We start from the raw sequence: 14,451 nt of genomic DNA, 5'->3' as shown, positions 1-14,451 counted from the left end.
GTGACCACCGTCCGGCTTCCGCTCTTCCCGCTCAACTCGGTGCTGTTCCCGGGGCTCGTGCTCCCGCTGAACGTGTTCGAGGAGCGTTATCGCGCCATGATGCGCGATCTGCTCAAGACTCCCGACGAGGAGCAGCGCCTCTTCGCGGTCGTCGCCATCCGCGACGGCCTGGAGGTCGCGCCGAGCGCCCCGGGCCTCCCGGACCCCACCGCGCAGCCCGAGCAGGGCCCGACCGCCGGCTTCGGCGACGACCCGCTCAAGGCCTTCCACGCGGTGGGCTGCATCGCGGACGCGGCGACGATCAGGGAGCGCGCCGACGGCGGCTTCGAGGTGCTCGCCACGGGCACCTCCCGCGTGCGGCTGCACTCCGTGGACGCGTCGGGCGCCTTCCTGACCGCGGAGGTCGAGGAGCTGCCCGAGGAACCCGGCGAGGAGGCGGGCGCGCTGGCCGAGGGCGTCCTGCGGGCCTTCCGCGCCTACCAGAAGCGGCTGGCCGGGGCGCGTGAGCGGTCCCTGTCCACGGGCGCCGAGCTGCCGGACGACCCGTCCGTGGTGTCGTATCTGGTGGCGGCCGCCGCCGTCCTCGACACCCCCACCAAGCAGCGGCTCCTTGAGGCGCCGGACACCGCGTCGCGCCTGCACGACGAGCTGAAAGTCCTTCGCGCCGAGACCGCGATCATCCGTAATCTGCCGTCGTTGCCCGCGACGGACCTCACGCGCGGCACCACGAGCCTCAACTGACGTAAGGCGCGAGCGCTTTGGCGAAGAAGCAGAAGAAACAGCAGGCGGGCGCCGGCGGCACTCCGGCGACGGTGGCCCTCACCGCGGCGGGCGCCGACTACACGGTCCACGCCTACGAACACGACCCCGCGCACCCCTCGTACGGCGAAGAGGCGGCCCAGGCCATGGGCGTCTCCCCCGACCGGGTCTTCAAGACCCTGGTCGCGGAGGTCGACGGCGAGCTGACGGTGGCCGTGGTCCCCGTGGCGGGCACCCTGAACCTCAAGGCCCTGGCCACGGCCGTCTCCGGCAAGCGCGCGGTGATGGCGGACCCGGCGGCCGCCGAGCGCACCACCGGGTACGTACGGGGCGGCATCTCGCCCCTGGGCCAGCGCAAGAAGCTCCGCACGGTCCTGGACGACTCGGCGTCGTCGCACGCCACGATCTGCGTCTCGGCGGGCCGCCGGGGCCTGGAAGTGGAACTGGCACCCGATGACCTGGCACGTCTCACGGCCGCGGTGCTGGCCCCGATCGGGCGTGAATAGGCCCTCGACGGGAGCCGCGGGCTCGACTAGTACCACCCTCATGTCGAAGAAGACGCGCAAGAGGAAGTGGCGGGTGCGCAAGGGCAAGGCGAACCACGGAAGGCGCCCCGCCTGACGCCGGCAGGGCGGGGGACGGCCTCACGCCCGACGGTTAAAGCCCCCTGACGCCCGCCAGAGGCGTTTTCACGCCCGCCTGGGGGGTGCTCACGCCCCTGTGGCGGCTCACGCCCCTGTGGCGTCCGAGCCGCCCTCTGCCCGCCCGGGGTCCCCGTAGGGCAGGGGGTAGGGCTCGGGGTCCCGCGGCCCGAAGAGCCCGGTCAGGCCCAGGTGCACGAGCAGCGCGGCCACCGGCCAGGCCAGCAGCGCGCCCTTGGCCTTGAGCTCCATGGGGGCGTCGAACGCGACGCCCTTGCCCACGGACTCCGCATGGGCGGCGACGTCCGTCTCGGGCCCGAGGAAGATCCCCAGGCGCCAGGCGAGCACGGCCCCCAGCAGACTCCCGGCCGTCAGCCCGACGACCAGCGGAATGCCGCCCCGCCTGCGCAGCAGGAACACCACGACGCCGGTCACCGCGCCGAACGCGAGCGAGAGCAGGGCGAACGTTCCGTCGACCCCGATCGCCTGTTCGCCCTCGGTGTCCTTGAGGTAGACCGCCTCGTTGTCCGCGATCAACGGCACACGCGGCGCGAACCACAGCCACAGCAGGCCGAGCAGGACGCCGCAAACGGCCACCACGACCGCGATCACCGCGGCCTGCCGCACTTCGGTCTTCATCCCGGGACCGTCCTCCTCGTGCGCCGGCATGGGAACGGCTCCGGACGACTGAGCGGCTTGCTGCCAGGGGTCGTGCGGGGGCTGGTCGCGGGGCGGCTGGGAGGGCGTCAGCGGTGCAGTCACCCACACATGGTGCCAGTACTACCTGAGTACCGCTTCACCGCACAGCCGCACGGCGGTAGGCCCAGGTGGCGATGGCGAGCGAGGCGACGCCGACTCCCGCGCAGACGGCGAGGTCGAGGGCCACGGTCGCCCAGTCCGGATGCGGCCCGAAGGTACGGGCGAACGCCTCGACCCCGTACGTCGAGGGCAGCAGATCACGCGCGTACTGCAGGAACTCCGGCATCCGCTCCGCCGGGAGCACCCCGAGGAGCAGCGCCGCCGACATGCCCAACTGCCCGAGCAGCGTGGCCAGTTCGGGCCGGGGTGCGAGCAGCCCGAGGGCGGCGCCAAGGCCGGCGAGGGCGGCACCGGCCAGCGGGATCACCGCGGCGAGCACCCACAGGTTCGCCATCGGGAGCCCGAAGAGGCCGCATCCGACGACCGCGGTGACGAGCGTGCCCGGCACGGTGAACGAGGCGTAGGCCGCCGCGGCGCCGAGGACCACCGATGCGGGCGGCACGGGCAGCGTGGCGTAGTGGTCGAGGCCTCCGTCGGCGCGGAGCTGCCCGAAGTACTGCGCGAGCAGGTTGAGCGCGACGAACGCGACGACGAGCACGGAGGATCCGGCGACGACGGCACGCGCCTCACCGCCCCCGTCCACGACGCCCCGCATCAGGATCATGATCCCGACGGACTGGAAGGTCGCCACGAAGAGCAGCGGAATGCGCGCGACCCGCGCCCGGGACAGCTGCGCCCGGTAGACCGCCGCGAGCGCGGGAAACAGCCGCGCACGGGGCCCCAGGGGCTCGGCGGCGTCGGTCTGCCACTCACGGTCGTCGGCCCGTACGGCCGCTTCCAGGGGAACGGCACTCACCGAACGGCCCTCCTCTTGCTGTTCTTGCGCCCGGTGAAGGTCACGCCTTCACCAGCCCTTCCCCGTTCCCGCCCAGGGCGAGATACACGTCCTCCAAGCTCGGTGTGGCCAGGGTGAAGTCGTCGAGGGCGGAGAACGCGGCTCCGCCGGTGACCGCCGCGACGGCGGCCCGTGCCTCGTCCGGTGCGAGCCGCAGGGACCACTTGCGGCCGGACTCCACGGCGGAGGAGCGCAGCGCGGCGACCTCGGGGACGTCCAGCGGCGCCCGCTCCCGCCAGACGAGCTCGACCCGCACCTCGCCCGCGACCTGCTCCTTCAGCCCCAGGGGGCTGTCGCAGGCGATGACCTTGCCGTGGTCGAGGACGGCGACGCGGTCCAGGACCGTCTCGGCCTCGATGACGTTGTGGGTGACGAGCAGCACCGTGGTGCCCTGCTCGGCCCTGCGCCGGTCGACGGCGCCCCAGACGGCGCGCCGCGCGATGGGGTCCATGCCGGTCGTCGGCTCGTCGAGGACGAGCAGCGGCCGCTCCCCCACCAGCGCGGTGGCGAAGCAGGCGAGCCTGCGCTGCCCGCCGGAGAGCTTCTTCAGGGGCCGCGAGGCGAGCTTGGTGAGCGCGAGCTCTTCCAGTACGCCGTCCCGCTCGGCCCGCGCGGCCCGCACGTCGAGGCCGCGCAGGCGCGCGGTCGTCTCGACGGCGAGCGAGACGGTCAGCTCGTCGAGCGCGGTGGACTCCTGCCCCAGGTACGCGAGGATCCGCGCGGCCCGCTCGGGGTGGCGCAGGATGTCGTGGCCGAGGATCTCGACGCTCCCGCTGTCGGGCCGCATCAGGCCGGTCAGCTGGCGTACGAGGGTGGACTTGCCGGCGCCGTTGGGTCCGAGGAGGCCGAAGATCTCGCCGCGTCTGACCTCCAGGCTGATGCCGTCGGTCGCGCGCACCTCGGGCGTCGCGGGCGTGCCGCGCCTGCCGCGGGCGGCGGGATAGGTCTTGACGAGGTCGCGCACCGCGCAGACGGCATCACTGCCGTGACCCTGTCGGAGCCCCTGTCGGACTGCCTGTGCCGAGCGCGTACTCACGAAGGACGAGGGTACGGGGTCCCGCACCCGGTACGACGCCCGGGGCGCCCCGTACGCCCCGTATCGGTCATCCGCGGTCGTGTTCCGTCACTCGTTCGCGGGCCTGTCACGTCACTCGCCGGAGCGGTCGCCGACCGGTGCGTGCTCCACGGCCGTGTGGACGTCGATCTCGCGCCAGAAGCCCGCCCGGATCGCGTACCGGTCGTGTTCGTCGATCTGGTCGTCCTTGTGGGCGAGCAGGCCGAAGCGGGCCGCGTACCGCAGGAGCTCGCCGTCGACGCGGTGCGGGATGCGCGGGTACATCGTCGAGAGCTTCTGCAGGTTGTGCTGTTCCGGCAGGCGGGCCATCCAGCGGCGCGCGAACACCTGGCCGACCTCGAAGGGGTCACCGCCGACGGTGGTGATGTCCTCCTCGCGGTCCGCCCAGCGCTGCTCGGCCGTCGTCAGCTGGGCGAGCGTGGGCAGGGCGGCGGCCTCCGGGCTCTCCGCGGCGCCGCCGGGGCGCTCGACCCAGCCCTTGTCGGAGGACCAGCGCAGCGTGGCGTTCGTGGGGTGCTGGGCGGCCTGGGTGGTGCCGGGGCCGCGCAGGGCGGCCAGGTCCTTGGGTGTGGGCACGCCCTTGCCCGGGGGCATGTGGTGGGCGCCGCCGCTGTCGCCGTTGGTGCCGGCCTCGGCGTGCTGACCGTGCTCTACGTGCTGCCCGTGCTGGACCCCGGCGGCCTCGTCGGCGGCCCGCTGGGCACTGGCCGCGAGGGCGGACTCCGGCAGGGGCGCGGAGAGGATCGCGGCGATCTCGGGGCGCGGGATCGGGGAGGGCGCGCAGACGCCGGTGAGCTCCTTGGGGCGTACGGCCTTGGTGATCCAGGTGCGGTCCAGGACGCGGCGCTCGTCGGCCTCGGCCACGAGGTCCTCGGACTGGTTGTAGTCCCCGTCGGCGGCCTGGACGGCCCACAGGTGGACGGCGACGCCGTGCTCCTTGGCGGCCATCATGCCGGGCAGCAGGTCCCCGTCGCCGGTGACGAGCACGATGTCCGAGCAGGCGCGGTTGCGGGCCAGCTCCGTCAGCTCGGCGTGCATGGCGGCGTCGACGCCCTTCTGGGCCCACCGGCCGTCGCTCCGGGTCAGCGCGCCGAGCCGGACCGTCACGCGCGGCATGACGCGCAGCCTGCGGTGCTCGGGCTGCGGTACGCGGTCGGGGGCTCCGTCGAACCAGTAGATCCGGAGCAGGGGGCGCTCGGTGTCGGATTCCGCGCGCTCACGGATGCCCTGGATCAGGGCGGTGTGATCGACGGTGATCCGGGACCGCGAGGGCTCGCCCGCGAGGAGACTCGCGGCGGCACCCAGCAGATACCCGGCGTCCACCAGGACGATGCAGCGGTCCACGCGATCCACCCTCTTTCCCTGGAGATTCCCTGGAAGTAATGGTTCGGGTTTCCTTCGAGTCTGCCCGACCCGGCGGAGGTTAACGGCCGGAACTCGATCTTCGGCGTGGCGTATCCCGACTTCACTCTCCGACAGGGCTTATTACGCACGGTAATTCTCTGAAATGCGTAGCTTGTCGCCATATGTGAATCTAGTCGCATCCTGGCCCCCAGATCCCCTTCAGGAGGAAGATCACCATGGCCAAGAACAAGAACCGCAAGCAGGGCGACGACCACAACCGCGCATCGGCCGCGGAGCAGGCCCAGGAGCAGGCCAAGTCGTCCGCGGAGCAGGCCGAGCAGCGGGTGCAGTCCGCCGTTCAGTCGCAGGGCAGCCCGGCCGAGGTCGCGCGCAAGCATCAGCGTCGCTTCGGCCACAACTGACGCCCACACAGGCGTATATGCGTGAAGGGGCGCACCCGGACTTCCGGGTGCGCCCCTTCACTGGGTTCCGGCGGTGTCGCTACCCGGCCAGACAGGACGGGCCGAGCAGCACCTTCAGGTCACCGAAAAGGGCGGGATCCGGTTGTACGCGGTGGCGGTCGAGCCGCAGCACCGTCGTCTTCTGGGCCCCCTGGAGCTTGATCCGCACCTCGCTGTTGCCGCGGTGGTGGCTGAGGATCTCGCCGAGGCGGCTGACCATCGGCGGGGTCACCTTCACCGTCGGGATGGTGATCAGGACGGGCGCGTTGGTGCCCGCGTTCGACAGGTCGGGGACCTGGAGCTCCATCGCGACAAGACGCGGCACGTCCTCACGCTTGTCGAGGCGGCCCTTGACGAACACCACGGCGTCCTCGACGAGTTGGGTCGAGACGAGCTGATACGTCGCCGGGAAGAACATGCACTCGATGGAGCCCGCGAGGTCCTCGACGGTCGCGATCGCCCAGGCGTTGCCCTGCTTGGTCATCTTGCGCTGGAGGCCGGAGATGATGCCGCCGATGGTGACGATCGAGCCGTCCGAGTAGTCGCCGCCGGTGAGTTGCCCGATGCCCGCGTCGGCCTTGTCGGAAAGCACGTGCTCCAGGCCGAACAGGGGGTGGTCGGAGACGTACAGGCCGAGCATCTCCCGCTCCTGGGCGAGCAGATACGTCTTCTCCCACTCGTCGGTGGAGAACTCCACGTCGAGCCCGAAGCCCGGCTCGCCGCCGGTCTCCTCGCCCCCTCCGAAGAGGTCGAACTGCCCTTCCGCTTCCTTGCGCTTGACCTGCACCACGTTGTCGATCATGGGCTCATACTGGGCGGTCAGGCCCTTGCGGGTGTGCCCCAAGGTGTCGAAGGCGCCCGCCTTGATGAGCGACTCCGTGGTCCGCTTGTTGCAGGCGGCGGCCTCGACCTTGTCGAGGTAGTCGGGGAAGGAGGCGAACTTCCCCTTGGCCTTGCGCGAGCGGACGATCGACTCGACGACGTTCGTGCCGACGTTTCGGACCGCCTCCAGGCCGAAGAGGATCACGTCGTCGCCCTGGGCGGCGAAGTTGTGCACGGACTCGTTCACGTTGGGCGGCAGGACCTTGATGCCCATGCGCCGGCACTCGTTCAGGTAGATGGCCGACTTGTCCTTGTCGTCCTTCACCGAGGTGAGCAGCGCGGCCATGTACTCGGCGGGGTAGTTCGCCTTGAGGTAGGCGGTCCAGTACGTGACGAGGCCGTACGCGGAGGAGTGCGCCTTGTTGAACGCGTATCCGGCGAAGGGGACCAGGACGTCCCACAGGGCCTGGATCGCGGCGTCCGAGTAGCCGTTCTTCTTCGCACCCTCCTGGAAGAGGACGAAGTTCTTCGCCAGCTCGTCGGGCTTCTTCTTGCCCATCACGCGGCGCAGGATGTCGGCTTCGCCCAGTGAGTAGCCGGCGATGATCTGCGCGGCCTTCTGCACCTGCTCCTGGTACACGATGAGGCCGTAGGTCAGACCGAGCGTCTCCTTCAGGGGCTCTTCGAGCTCCGGGTGGATCGGCGTGATCTCCTGGCGGCCGTTCTTCCGCTCCGCGTAGTTGATGTGCGAGTTCATGCCCATCGGGCCCGGCCGGTAGAGGGCCGAGACGGCGGAAATGTCCTCGAAGTTGTCGGGCTGCATCTGGCGGAGCAGGGAGCGCATCGGGCCGCCGTCGAACTGGAAGACGCCGAGCGTGTCACCGCGGCAGAGCAGTTCGAAGGTCTTCTTGTCGTCCAGCGGGAGGGAGAGCATCTCCAGGTCGATGCCCTTGTCGTTCCGCACCATCTTGACGGCGTCGTCCATGATGGTGAGGTTTCGAAGGCCCAGGAAGTCCATCTTGAGCAGGCCGAGCGACTCGCACTGGGGGTAGTCCCACTGCGTGATCGTCACGCCGTCCGTGTGCCGCGTCCAGAGCGGGGCGTGGTCCACGATCGGTTCGCTGGACATGATGACGCCGGCCGCGTGCACGCCCATCTGCCGGACCAGGCCCTCGACGCCCTTGGCGGTGTCGATGACCTTCTTCACGTCCGGTTCGTTCTCGTACATCCCCCGGATCTCGCCCGCCTCGCTGTAGCGCGGGTGCTTGGGGTCCGTGATGCCGGAGAGGTCGATGCCCTTGCCGAGGACGTCGGCGGGCATCGCCTTGGTGAGGCGGTCGCCCATCGCGTACGGATATCCGAGCACGCGCGCGGAGTCCTTGATGGCGTTCTTCGCCTTGATCTTTCCGTACGTGCCGATCATGGCGACCTTGTCGGCGCCGTACTTCTCGGTCACGTACCGGATCACTTCGACGCGCCTGCGCTCGTCGAAGTCGATGTCGACATCGGGCATGGAGACGCGCTCGGGGTTGAGGAACCGCTCGAAGATCAGGCCGTGCGTGATGGGGTCGAGGTCGGTGATGCCCATGGCGTACGCGACGATCGAGCCGGCCGCGGAGCCACGGCCCGGGCCCACCGCGATGCCGTTGTTCTTGGCCCACATGATGAAGTCGGCGACCACGAGGAAGTACCCCGGGAACCCCATCTGGATGATGATGTCCATCTCGTACTCGGCCTGCTTCTGCCGGTCTTCGGGGACACCGCCCGGGTAGCGGCGGGCCATGCCGACCCGGACCTCCTCCTGGAACCAGGTGACTTCGGTGAAGCCGTCCGGGATCTCAAACTTGGGCATGAGGTCGCGCTTCTCGAACATCCCGGTGGTGTCGATCTGCTCGGCGACCAGGAGGGTGTTGGCGCAGCCCTCCTGCCAGGCGTCCGAGGAGTCGATGGCGTACATCTCGTCCGTGGATTTCAGGTAATAGCCGGTGCCGTCGAAGCGGAAGCGGTCGGGGTCCGAGAGGTTCTTGCCGGTCTGGATGCAGAGCAGGGCGTCGTGCGCGACGGACTCGTGCGCGTACGTGTAGTGCGAGTCGTTCGTGACCAGCGGCGGGATGCCGAGCTTCTTGCCGACCCGGAGCAGGTCGTCACGGACCCGGCGCTCGATGTCGATGCCGTGGTCCATCAGCTCCAGGAAGTACCGGTCCTTGCCGAAGATGTCCTGGTACTCGGCGGCGGCCTTCACCGCCTCGTCGAACTGGCCGAGGCGCAGCCGGGTCTGCAGCTCCCCGGACGGACACCCGGTGGAGGCGATCAGACCCTCCGACCACTGGGAGATCGTCTCCTTGTCCATGCGGGGCCACTTCTGCAACCAGCCCTCGGCATACGCGTCCGAGGACAGCCGGAAGAGGTTGTGCAGGCCGGTGCTGTTCGACGCCCAGATCGTCTTGTGCGTGTAACCACCCGAACCGGACACGTCGTCGCGCTTCTGATGCGGCTGGCCCCACTTGATCTTCCGCTTGTTGCGGCGGGACTCCGGCGCCACATACGCCTCGATCCCGATGATCGGCGTCACACCCGCCTTCTGCGCCGAGTGGAAGAAGTCGTACGCCCCGTGGAGGTTGCCGTGGTCGGACATGGCGACATGCGTCATGCCCATCTCATTACACGCGTCGAACATGTCCTTGAGCCGCGCGGCACCGTCCAGCAGCGAGTACTGGGTGTGGACGTGGAGGTGCGTAAAGGGCGGCTTGGTCACGGCGGGAGGCCTCCGGGGAACAGTCGGCAACAGTCTGGGGGGACAGCGTGGAAGTCTAATCCGCGACACTGACAACCGACGGGCACTCGGGGGTACCGTCGTGCGTTGGACAGGTCGGAACGCCTGTCCCGAATGTCATGCACCACCTGGCACCACCCGTTACCTGGAGGCACCCCGCGATGTCGGACCCGCAGCCCACCGCTGAGCAGCGCGGCGAGCAGATCCTCTCCGTCTTCGACACCGCGTTCGGTGAGCTGCTCGCAGCGGACCCCGCCGCGTTCCGGGTGAAGTTCCGGAAGATGGCCGCCTCCGCCTTCGCGTTCTACCGCGGCACGGCCTGCCTCTTCTACGGGGACCTGGAGCGCGAGCAGCACGGCGGTCCGTACCTGGACGAGCGCACGGGCCGGGTGTGGATCCACGGCGACCTGCACGCGGAGAACTTCGGCACGTACATGGACGCCCAGGGGCGTCTGATCTTCAACGTGAACGACTTCGACGAGGCGTACGTCGGCCCCTTCACCTGGGACCTGAAGCGCTTCGCCGCCTCCGTGGCCCTGATCGGGTACACGAAGGCGCTCAGCGACGAGCAGATCACCGACCTGGTGCGGGTCTACGCCGCGGCGTACCGCGAGCGGATCCACGACCTGGCGACCGGCGCCAAGAGCGACGAGGTGCCGCCCTTCACCCTGGACACCGCTCAGGGCCCGCTCCTGGACGCGCTGCGCGACGCGCGCTCGCTGACCCGCTTCGGCCTGCTGGAGTCCATGACGGAGATCCGCGACTTCGAGCGCCGCTTCGCCTCCGGCGGCGGCTCCATCGAGCTCGACGCGGCCACGCGGTACAAGGTGCTCGCCGCCTTCGACGGATATCTGGAGACGCTGCCCGAGTCCTCCCTCACCCGCCCCGACTCGTACCGCGTGAAGGACGTCGTCGGGCGTCGCGGCATCGGCATCGGCTCGGCGGGACTGCCCTCGTACAACATCCTTCTGGAGGGCAACAGCGACGCGCTGGAGAACGACGTCGTGATCTACCTCAAGCAGGCGCAGACTCCGGCCGTCTCGCGGCACATCACCGACGGCGCGGTCCGTGACTACTTCCAGCACGAGGGCCACCGCACGGTCATCTCGCAGCGCGCGCTCCAGGCGCACGCCGACCCGTGGCTGGGCTGGACCGAGCTGGACGGCGCCGGGCAGCTGGTCGCCGAGGTCTCTCCGTACGCCGTGGACCTGGACTGGTCGGACATCGACGACCTGGACGAGATCGCCGCGGTCATCGCCGACCTGGGCCGCGCCACCGCCACGATGCACTCCGCCGCGGACGACGAGAGCGGCCACTCGGACCTGGTGCCGTTCTCCACGGAGCGTGCGATCGACGCCGCCATCGCGGCGGACGAAGAGGGCTTCGGGGACCTCCTCGTCGACTTCGCGCACGAGTACGGCGCGCGCGCCCGCAAGGACCACCAGATCTTCGTCGACCTGTTCCGCAACGGCCGGATTCCGGGGCTGCGGGCCGCCGGGTAACTCATAGGCACCCTTTAGGGCTGCCTTATGGGCGCACGTGGCACACTCGCTTGCGCGATGGACATCACCGGGATTCAGCTCAGAACCGTGCGCGCGGCGCTCTTCACGGCGCTCGTCGTGACGCTCTCCGCCGCGTCGCACGTGTTGCTGTCCCGCGCCCCGCTGCCGCTGACCACCGTCGGCGTGATCGCCGCCGCGGTCTTCGTCATCGCGTACGCACTGGCGGGGCGCGAGCGCGGCTACGGCCGTATCGCCGCCCTGCTGATCCCGCTGGAACTGGCCGCCGACACGGTGTTCACCACGGGACAGCACGTCTGTTACGGCCAGGCGGGCGGGCCCGTCGCGGGCCCGCTGCGCTCCGTCGGCTTCGACGTGCTGTGCGGCGGCGCGAGCGTCGGCACCCCGCTGGCCCGGATGACGGGCGGTGAGGCGCACGGCGCCACGGCGCTGCTCGCCGACGCCGATCCGGGCGCCGCCTGGCTGCTGCTCGGCGCGCACATCACGGTCGGCCTGCTCGCGGCGGCCTGGCTGCGGCGCGGTGAGCGCGCGCTTGCCCAGGTCCTGCGCGCGATGGCCGCCGCCACTTTCCGGCCGCTGCTCATCGCCGTCGCCGCGATGAGCACCCGCCCGCGGCCCCTGCGCCGCCTGCCGCGCCCCGCGCGCCGGATACGGACCGCGCGTTCGCGGCTTCTCGTGCATTTCGTGGGACGGCGTGGACCGCCGTGCTCGGCCGTCTTCGCCTGAGCACCACCGTCCCCACGCACGTCACCCCTACGGAGAACACCATCATGAGCAAGCGCAACAGCCAGGCGGCCAAGTCGGCGGCCCGCGAGCGGATCCGCGCCCAGCAGGAAGCCGAGCGCAAGCGGGAGAAGCGGAAGCGGTCGATCATCGTCGGCGTCTCCGTCGTCGCGGTCCTGGCGATCGCGGGCGGCGTCGGCTACGCCGTCATGCAGTCCAACAAGCCCGGTCACTGGGAAGCCGCCAAGGACGAGAAGCTCGTCAAGCCGGCGAACTCCACGGGCGCCGACGGCACGACCGTCGTCCTCGGCAAGGACAGCGCCAAGAAGACCCTCAAGGTCTACGAGGATCCGCGCTGCCCGGTCTGCGCCAGCTTCGAGCAGACGGTCGGTCCGACGGTCGAGAAGGACCTGAAGGACGGCAAGTACAAGATCCAGTTCGTCGGCGCCACGTTCCTCGACCGCAACCTCACCGGTGAGGGCTCCAAGAACGCGCTCAGCGCGCTGGGTGCCGCCCTGAACGTGAGCGACCAGGCCTTCCTCGACTACAAGAAGGCGATGTTCTCCAAGGAGAACCACCCCTCCGAGACCGAGGACAAGTTCAAGGACGACGCGTACCTGACCAAGATCGCGAACGAGGTCCCTGAGCTCAAGAAGAGCAAGACCTTCGCGAAGGACGTCAAGGGCGGCACGTACGACCGCTGGGCCCTGGAGATGGCGAAGAAGTTCGACGACAACAAGGACGGCGTCGACGGCACGCCCTCCTTCGTCATGGACGGCAAGAAGCTGACCGGCCCCGACAAGAAGAACGCGCCCTCGACGGTCGAGGACTACAAGAAGGCCATCGACGCGGCGCTCAAGGGCTGAACAGACGGAAAAGCCGCTCTCTGAACGGCACATGACGAAAGAGCGGGCGAACGTTTCACGGTTCGCCCGCTCTTGGCGATTACTGATCAGTAAGGTAATCGCCCGTGACCAGTCGAATCAGCGCCCAGAGATCGCTCAACTCCACGGCCCCGCGCCGCCGTACGGTCGTCAAGGCCGCCGCCGCCACCGCGGCCCTCGCGCCGCTCGCCGCGGCTCCCCTCGCCCACGCCGCCGAAGGCCCCGCGTTCCACCACGGCGTCGCCTCGGGCGACCCGCTGCCCGACGGCGTCCTGCTGTGGACCCGCGTGACGCCGGTACCGGACGCCACGCCGGGCTCCGGCAAGGGCCCGGACACCACCGTGAGCTGGGAGATAGCCAAGGACAAGGGCTTCACCCAGGTCGTCGGCCACGGCAGCACGACCGCGCGGGCCGCGGCCGACCACACGGTCAAGGCCGACGTAAGGGGCTTGAGCCCTGCCACCACCTATTACTTCCGCTTCTCCGCGGGCGGCTCCGGGAGCGACGGCAGCCCGGTGCACTCCCCCGTGGGCCGCACCCGCACCACCCCCGCACACGAAGCGGCCGCCCCCGGCGTCCGGTTCGGCGTGGTGTCCTGCGCCAACTGGGAGGCCGGCTACTTCTCCGCGTACCGCCACCTCGCGGCCCGCACCGAGCTCGACGCGGTGCTCCACATCGGCGACTACATCTACGAGTACAAGAGCGGCGAATACCCGGCCGCCAAGTACGGCGTGCGTCAGCACGAGCCGCGGCACGAGATCGTCAGCCTCGCCGACTACCGCACCCGGCACGGCGTCCACAAGACCGACCCGGACGCGCAGGCGATGCACGCCACGCACCCCCTGATCGCGATCTGGGACGACCACGAGTTCGCCGACAACACCTGGTCGGGCGGCGCCGTGAACCACTCCCCGGAGACCGAGGGCGGCTGGGCGCAGCGCATGGCGGCAGCCAAGCAGGCGTACTTCGAGTGGATGCCCGTACGCCCTTCTACTGAAGGCACCGTCTACCGCCGTATCCGCTTCGGCAAGCTGGCCGATCTGCACCTGCTCGACCTGCGCTCCTTCCGCTCCGAGCAGGCGGGATTCGGCAGCGGTGACGTGGACGACCCGGACCGTACGATCACGGGCCGCGCCCAGCTCGACTGGCTGAAGGCGGGCCTCGCCTCGTCCGACGCCTCCTGGAAGCTGGTCGGCACCTCGGTGATGATCTCCCCGGTCGCCTTCGGTTCCGTGCCGGCCCATCTCCTCGAACCCATCGCGGAGCTGCTCGGCCTGCCCAAGGAAGGCCTCGCCATCAACGCCGACCAGTGGGACGGCTACACCGACGACCGCAAGGAGCTCATCTCCCACCTGGTCGACAAGGCCATCCGCAACACGGTCTTCCTCACCGGGGACATCCACATGGCGTGGGCGAACGACGTACCGGCCAGGGCCGCCACGTACCCCGGATCGCCCTCGGCGGCCACGGAGTTCGTGGTCACGTCCGTGACCTCCGACAACGTGGACGACATGCTGCACGTCGCCCCGCACACCCTCTCGCTGGTCGCGGTGGGCGCGGTGAAGGCCGCCAACCGCCACGTGAAGTGGCTGGACATGGACTCGCACGGCTACGGCGTCCTCGACGTCACCGCCGAGCGCTCGCAGATGGACTACTACGTCCTGTCCGACCGCAAGGACCCGAAGGCGACCTCCACGTGGGCCCGTTCGTACCGCACCCTCAGCGGCACCCAGCGGGTCGAGCGGGCGTCCTCGCCGGTGCGCTGACAGGTCACCCGCGCCACTGCCGGCGCCGC

At 70.0% G+C, this 14,451-nt stretch carries 12 protein-coding genes; 7 read left to right on the top strand and 5 right to left on the bottom strand.

Annotation, left to right across the window (positions count from 1 at the left end; genetic code table 11):
- Together OG302_RS30465 and ybaK are read left to right on the top strand one after the other, a co-directional pair.
- Nucleotides 1-741, top strand: coding sequence for an LON peptidase substrate-binding domain-containing protein (locus OG302_RS30465; RefSeq protein ID WP_371529696.1), 741 nt, complete (start codon nucleotides 1-3; stop codon nucleotides 739-741).
- Nucleotides 742-758: 17 nt separating this feature from the next.
- Nucleotides 759-1,265, top strand: a complete 507-nt coding sequence (gene ybaK / locus OG302_RS30460; protein ID WP_371529695.1) for a Cys-tRNA(Pro) deacylase — start codon at nucleotides 759-761, stop codon at nucleotides 1,263-1,265.
- A gap of 222 nt (nucleotides 1,266-1,487) precedes the next feature.
- Here ybaK and OG302_RS30455 read toward each other — a convergent pair whose 3' ends face one another.
- The 4 genes from OG302_RS30455 to OG302_RS30440 form a co-directional block, all read right to left on the bottom strand.
- Nucleotides 1,488-2,162: a DUF2567 domain-containing protein gene (locus OG302_RS30455; RefSeq protein ID WP_371529694.1), complete on the bottom strand. Its 675-nt coding sequence runs from the start codon at nucleotides 2,160-2,162 to the stop codon at nucleotides 1,488-1,490.
- Nucleotides 2,163-2,196: 34 nt separating this feature from the next.
- Entirely contained in the window at nucleotides 2,197-3,015 is an 819-nt protein-coding gene (locus OG302_RS30450) for an ABC transporter permease (RefSeq protein WP_371529693.1), read from the bottom strand.
- Between the two features lie 40 nt (nucleotides 3,016-3,055).
- A complete protein-coding gene (locus OG302_RS30445; protein WP_371529692.1) occupies nucleotides 3,056-4,090 on the bottom strand; it encodes an ABC transporter ATP-binding protein in 1,035 nt (344 codons plus the stop codon).
- A gap of 111 nt (nucleotides 4,091-4,201) precedes the next feature.
- Nucleotides 4,202-5,473, bottom strand: coding sequence for an NYN domain-containing protein (locus OG302_RS30440; protein ID WP_371529691.1), 1,272 nt, complete (start codon nucleotides 5,471-5,473; stop codon nucleotides 4,202-4,204).
- A 236-nt stretch (nucleotides 5,474-5,709) separates the two neighbouring features.
- On the opposite strand from OG302_RS30440, the gene OG302_RS30435 reads away from it, so the two are divergent.
- Nucleotides 5,710-5,895 carry a hypothetical protein gene (locus tag OG302_RS30435; protein WP_361826828.1) on the top strand — a complete coding sequence of 62 codons (186 nt, stop codon included), beginning with the start codon at nucleotides 5,710-5,712 and terminating at the stop codon, nucleotides 5,893-5,895.
- Between the two features lie 79 nt (nucleotides 5,896-5,974).
- Here OG302_RS30435 and dnaE read toward each other — a convergent pair whose 3' ends face one another.
- Nucleotides 5,975-9,511: a DNA polymerase III subunit alpha gene (gene dnaE / locus OG302_RS30430; protein WP_371529690.1), complete on the bottom strand. Its 3,537-nt coding sequence runs from the start codon at nucleotides 9,509-9,511 to the stop codon at nucleotides 5,975-5,977.
- Nucleotides 9,512-9,690: 179 nt separating this feature from the next.
- Here dnaE and OG302_RS30425 point away from each other — a divergent pair, with 179 nt between their 5' ends.
- From OG302_RS30425 to OG302_RS30410, 4 genes are all read left to right on the top strand, one after another.
- Nucleotides 9,691-11,031 (top strand): DUF2252 domain-containing protein, encoded by a 1,341-nt coding sequence (locus OG302_RS30425; RefSeq protein ID WP_371529689.1) that lies wholly within the window; start codon nucleotides 9,691-9,693, stop codon nucleotides 11,029-11,031.
- Between the two features lie 57 nt (nucleotides 11,032-11,088).
- On the top strand, nucleotides 11,089-11,775 hold the full coding sequence (locus tag OG302_RS30420; protein WP_371529688.1) for a hypothetical protein: 687 nt from the start codon (nucleotides 11,089-11,091) through the stop codon (nucleotides 11,773-11,775).
- A gap of 44 nt (nucleotides 11,776-11,819) precedes the next feature.
- Entirely contained in the window at nucleotides 11,820-12,638 is an 819-nt protein-coding gene (locus OG302_RS30415) for a thioredoxin domain-containing protein (RefSeq protein ID WP_361826837.1), read from the top strand.
- A gap of 104 nt (nucleotides 12,639-12,742) precedes the next feature.
- Nucleotides 12,743-14,422: an alkaline phosphatase gene (locus OG302_RS30410; RefSeq protein WP_371529687.1), complete on the top strand. Its 1,680-nt coding sequence runs from the start codon at nucleotides 12,743-12,745 to the stop codon at nucleotides 14,420-14,422.
- The last annotated feature ends 29 nt before the right edge of the window (nucleotides 14,423-14,451 follow it).

The sequence above is a fragment of the Streptomyces sp. NBC_01283 genome (assembly GCF_041435335.1).
Classification (GTDB): domain Bacteria; phylum Actinomycetota; class Actinomycetes; order Streptomycetales; family Streptomycetaceae; genus Streptomyces.
This window is presented reverse-complemented; position numbering and strand designations above follow the sequence as displayed.

Bases quoted from the DNA above. Each gene is read 5' to 3' on its own strand.
- OG302_RS30435 (WP_361826828.1), top strand. From the start codon at position 5,710: ATGGCCAAGAACAAGAACCGCAAGCAGGGCGACGACCACAACCGCGCA.
- OG302_RS30425 (WP_371529689.1), top strand. From the start codon at position 9,691: ATGTCGGACCCGCAGCCCACCGCTGAGCAGCGCGGCGAGCAGATCCTC.
- OG302_RS30420 (WP_371529688.1), top strand. From the start codon at position 11,089: ATGGACATCACCGGGATTCAGCTCAGAACCGTGCGCGCGGCGCTCTTC.
- OG302_RS30415 (WP_361826837.1), top strand. From the start codon at position 11,820: ATGAGCAAGCGCAACAGCCAGGCGGCCAAGTCGGCGGCCCGCGAGCGG.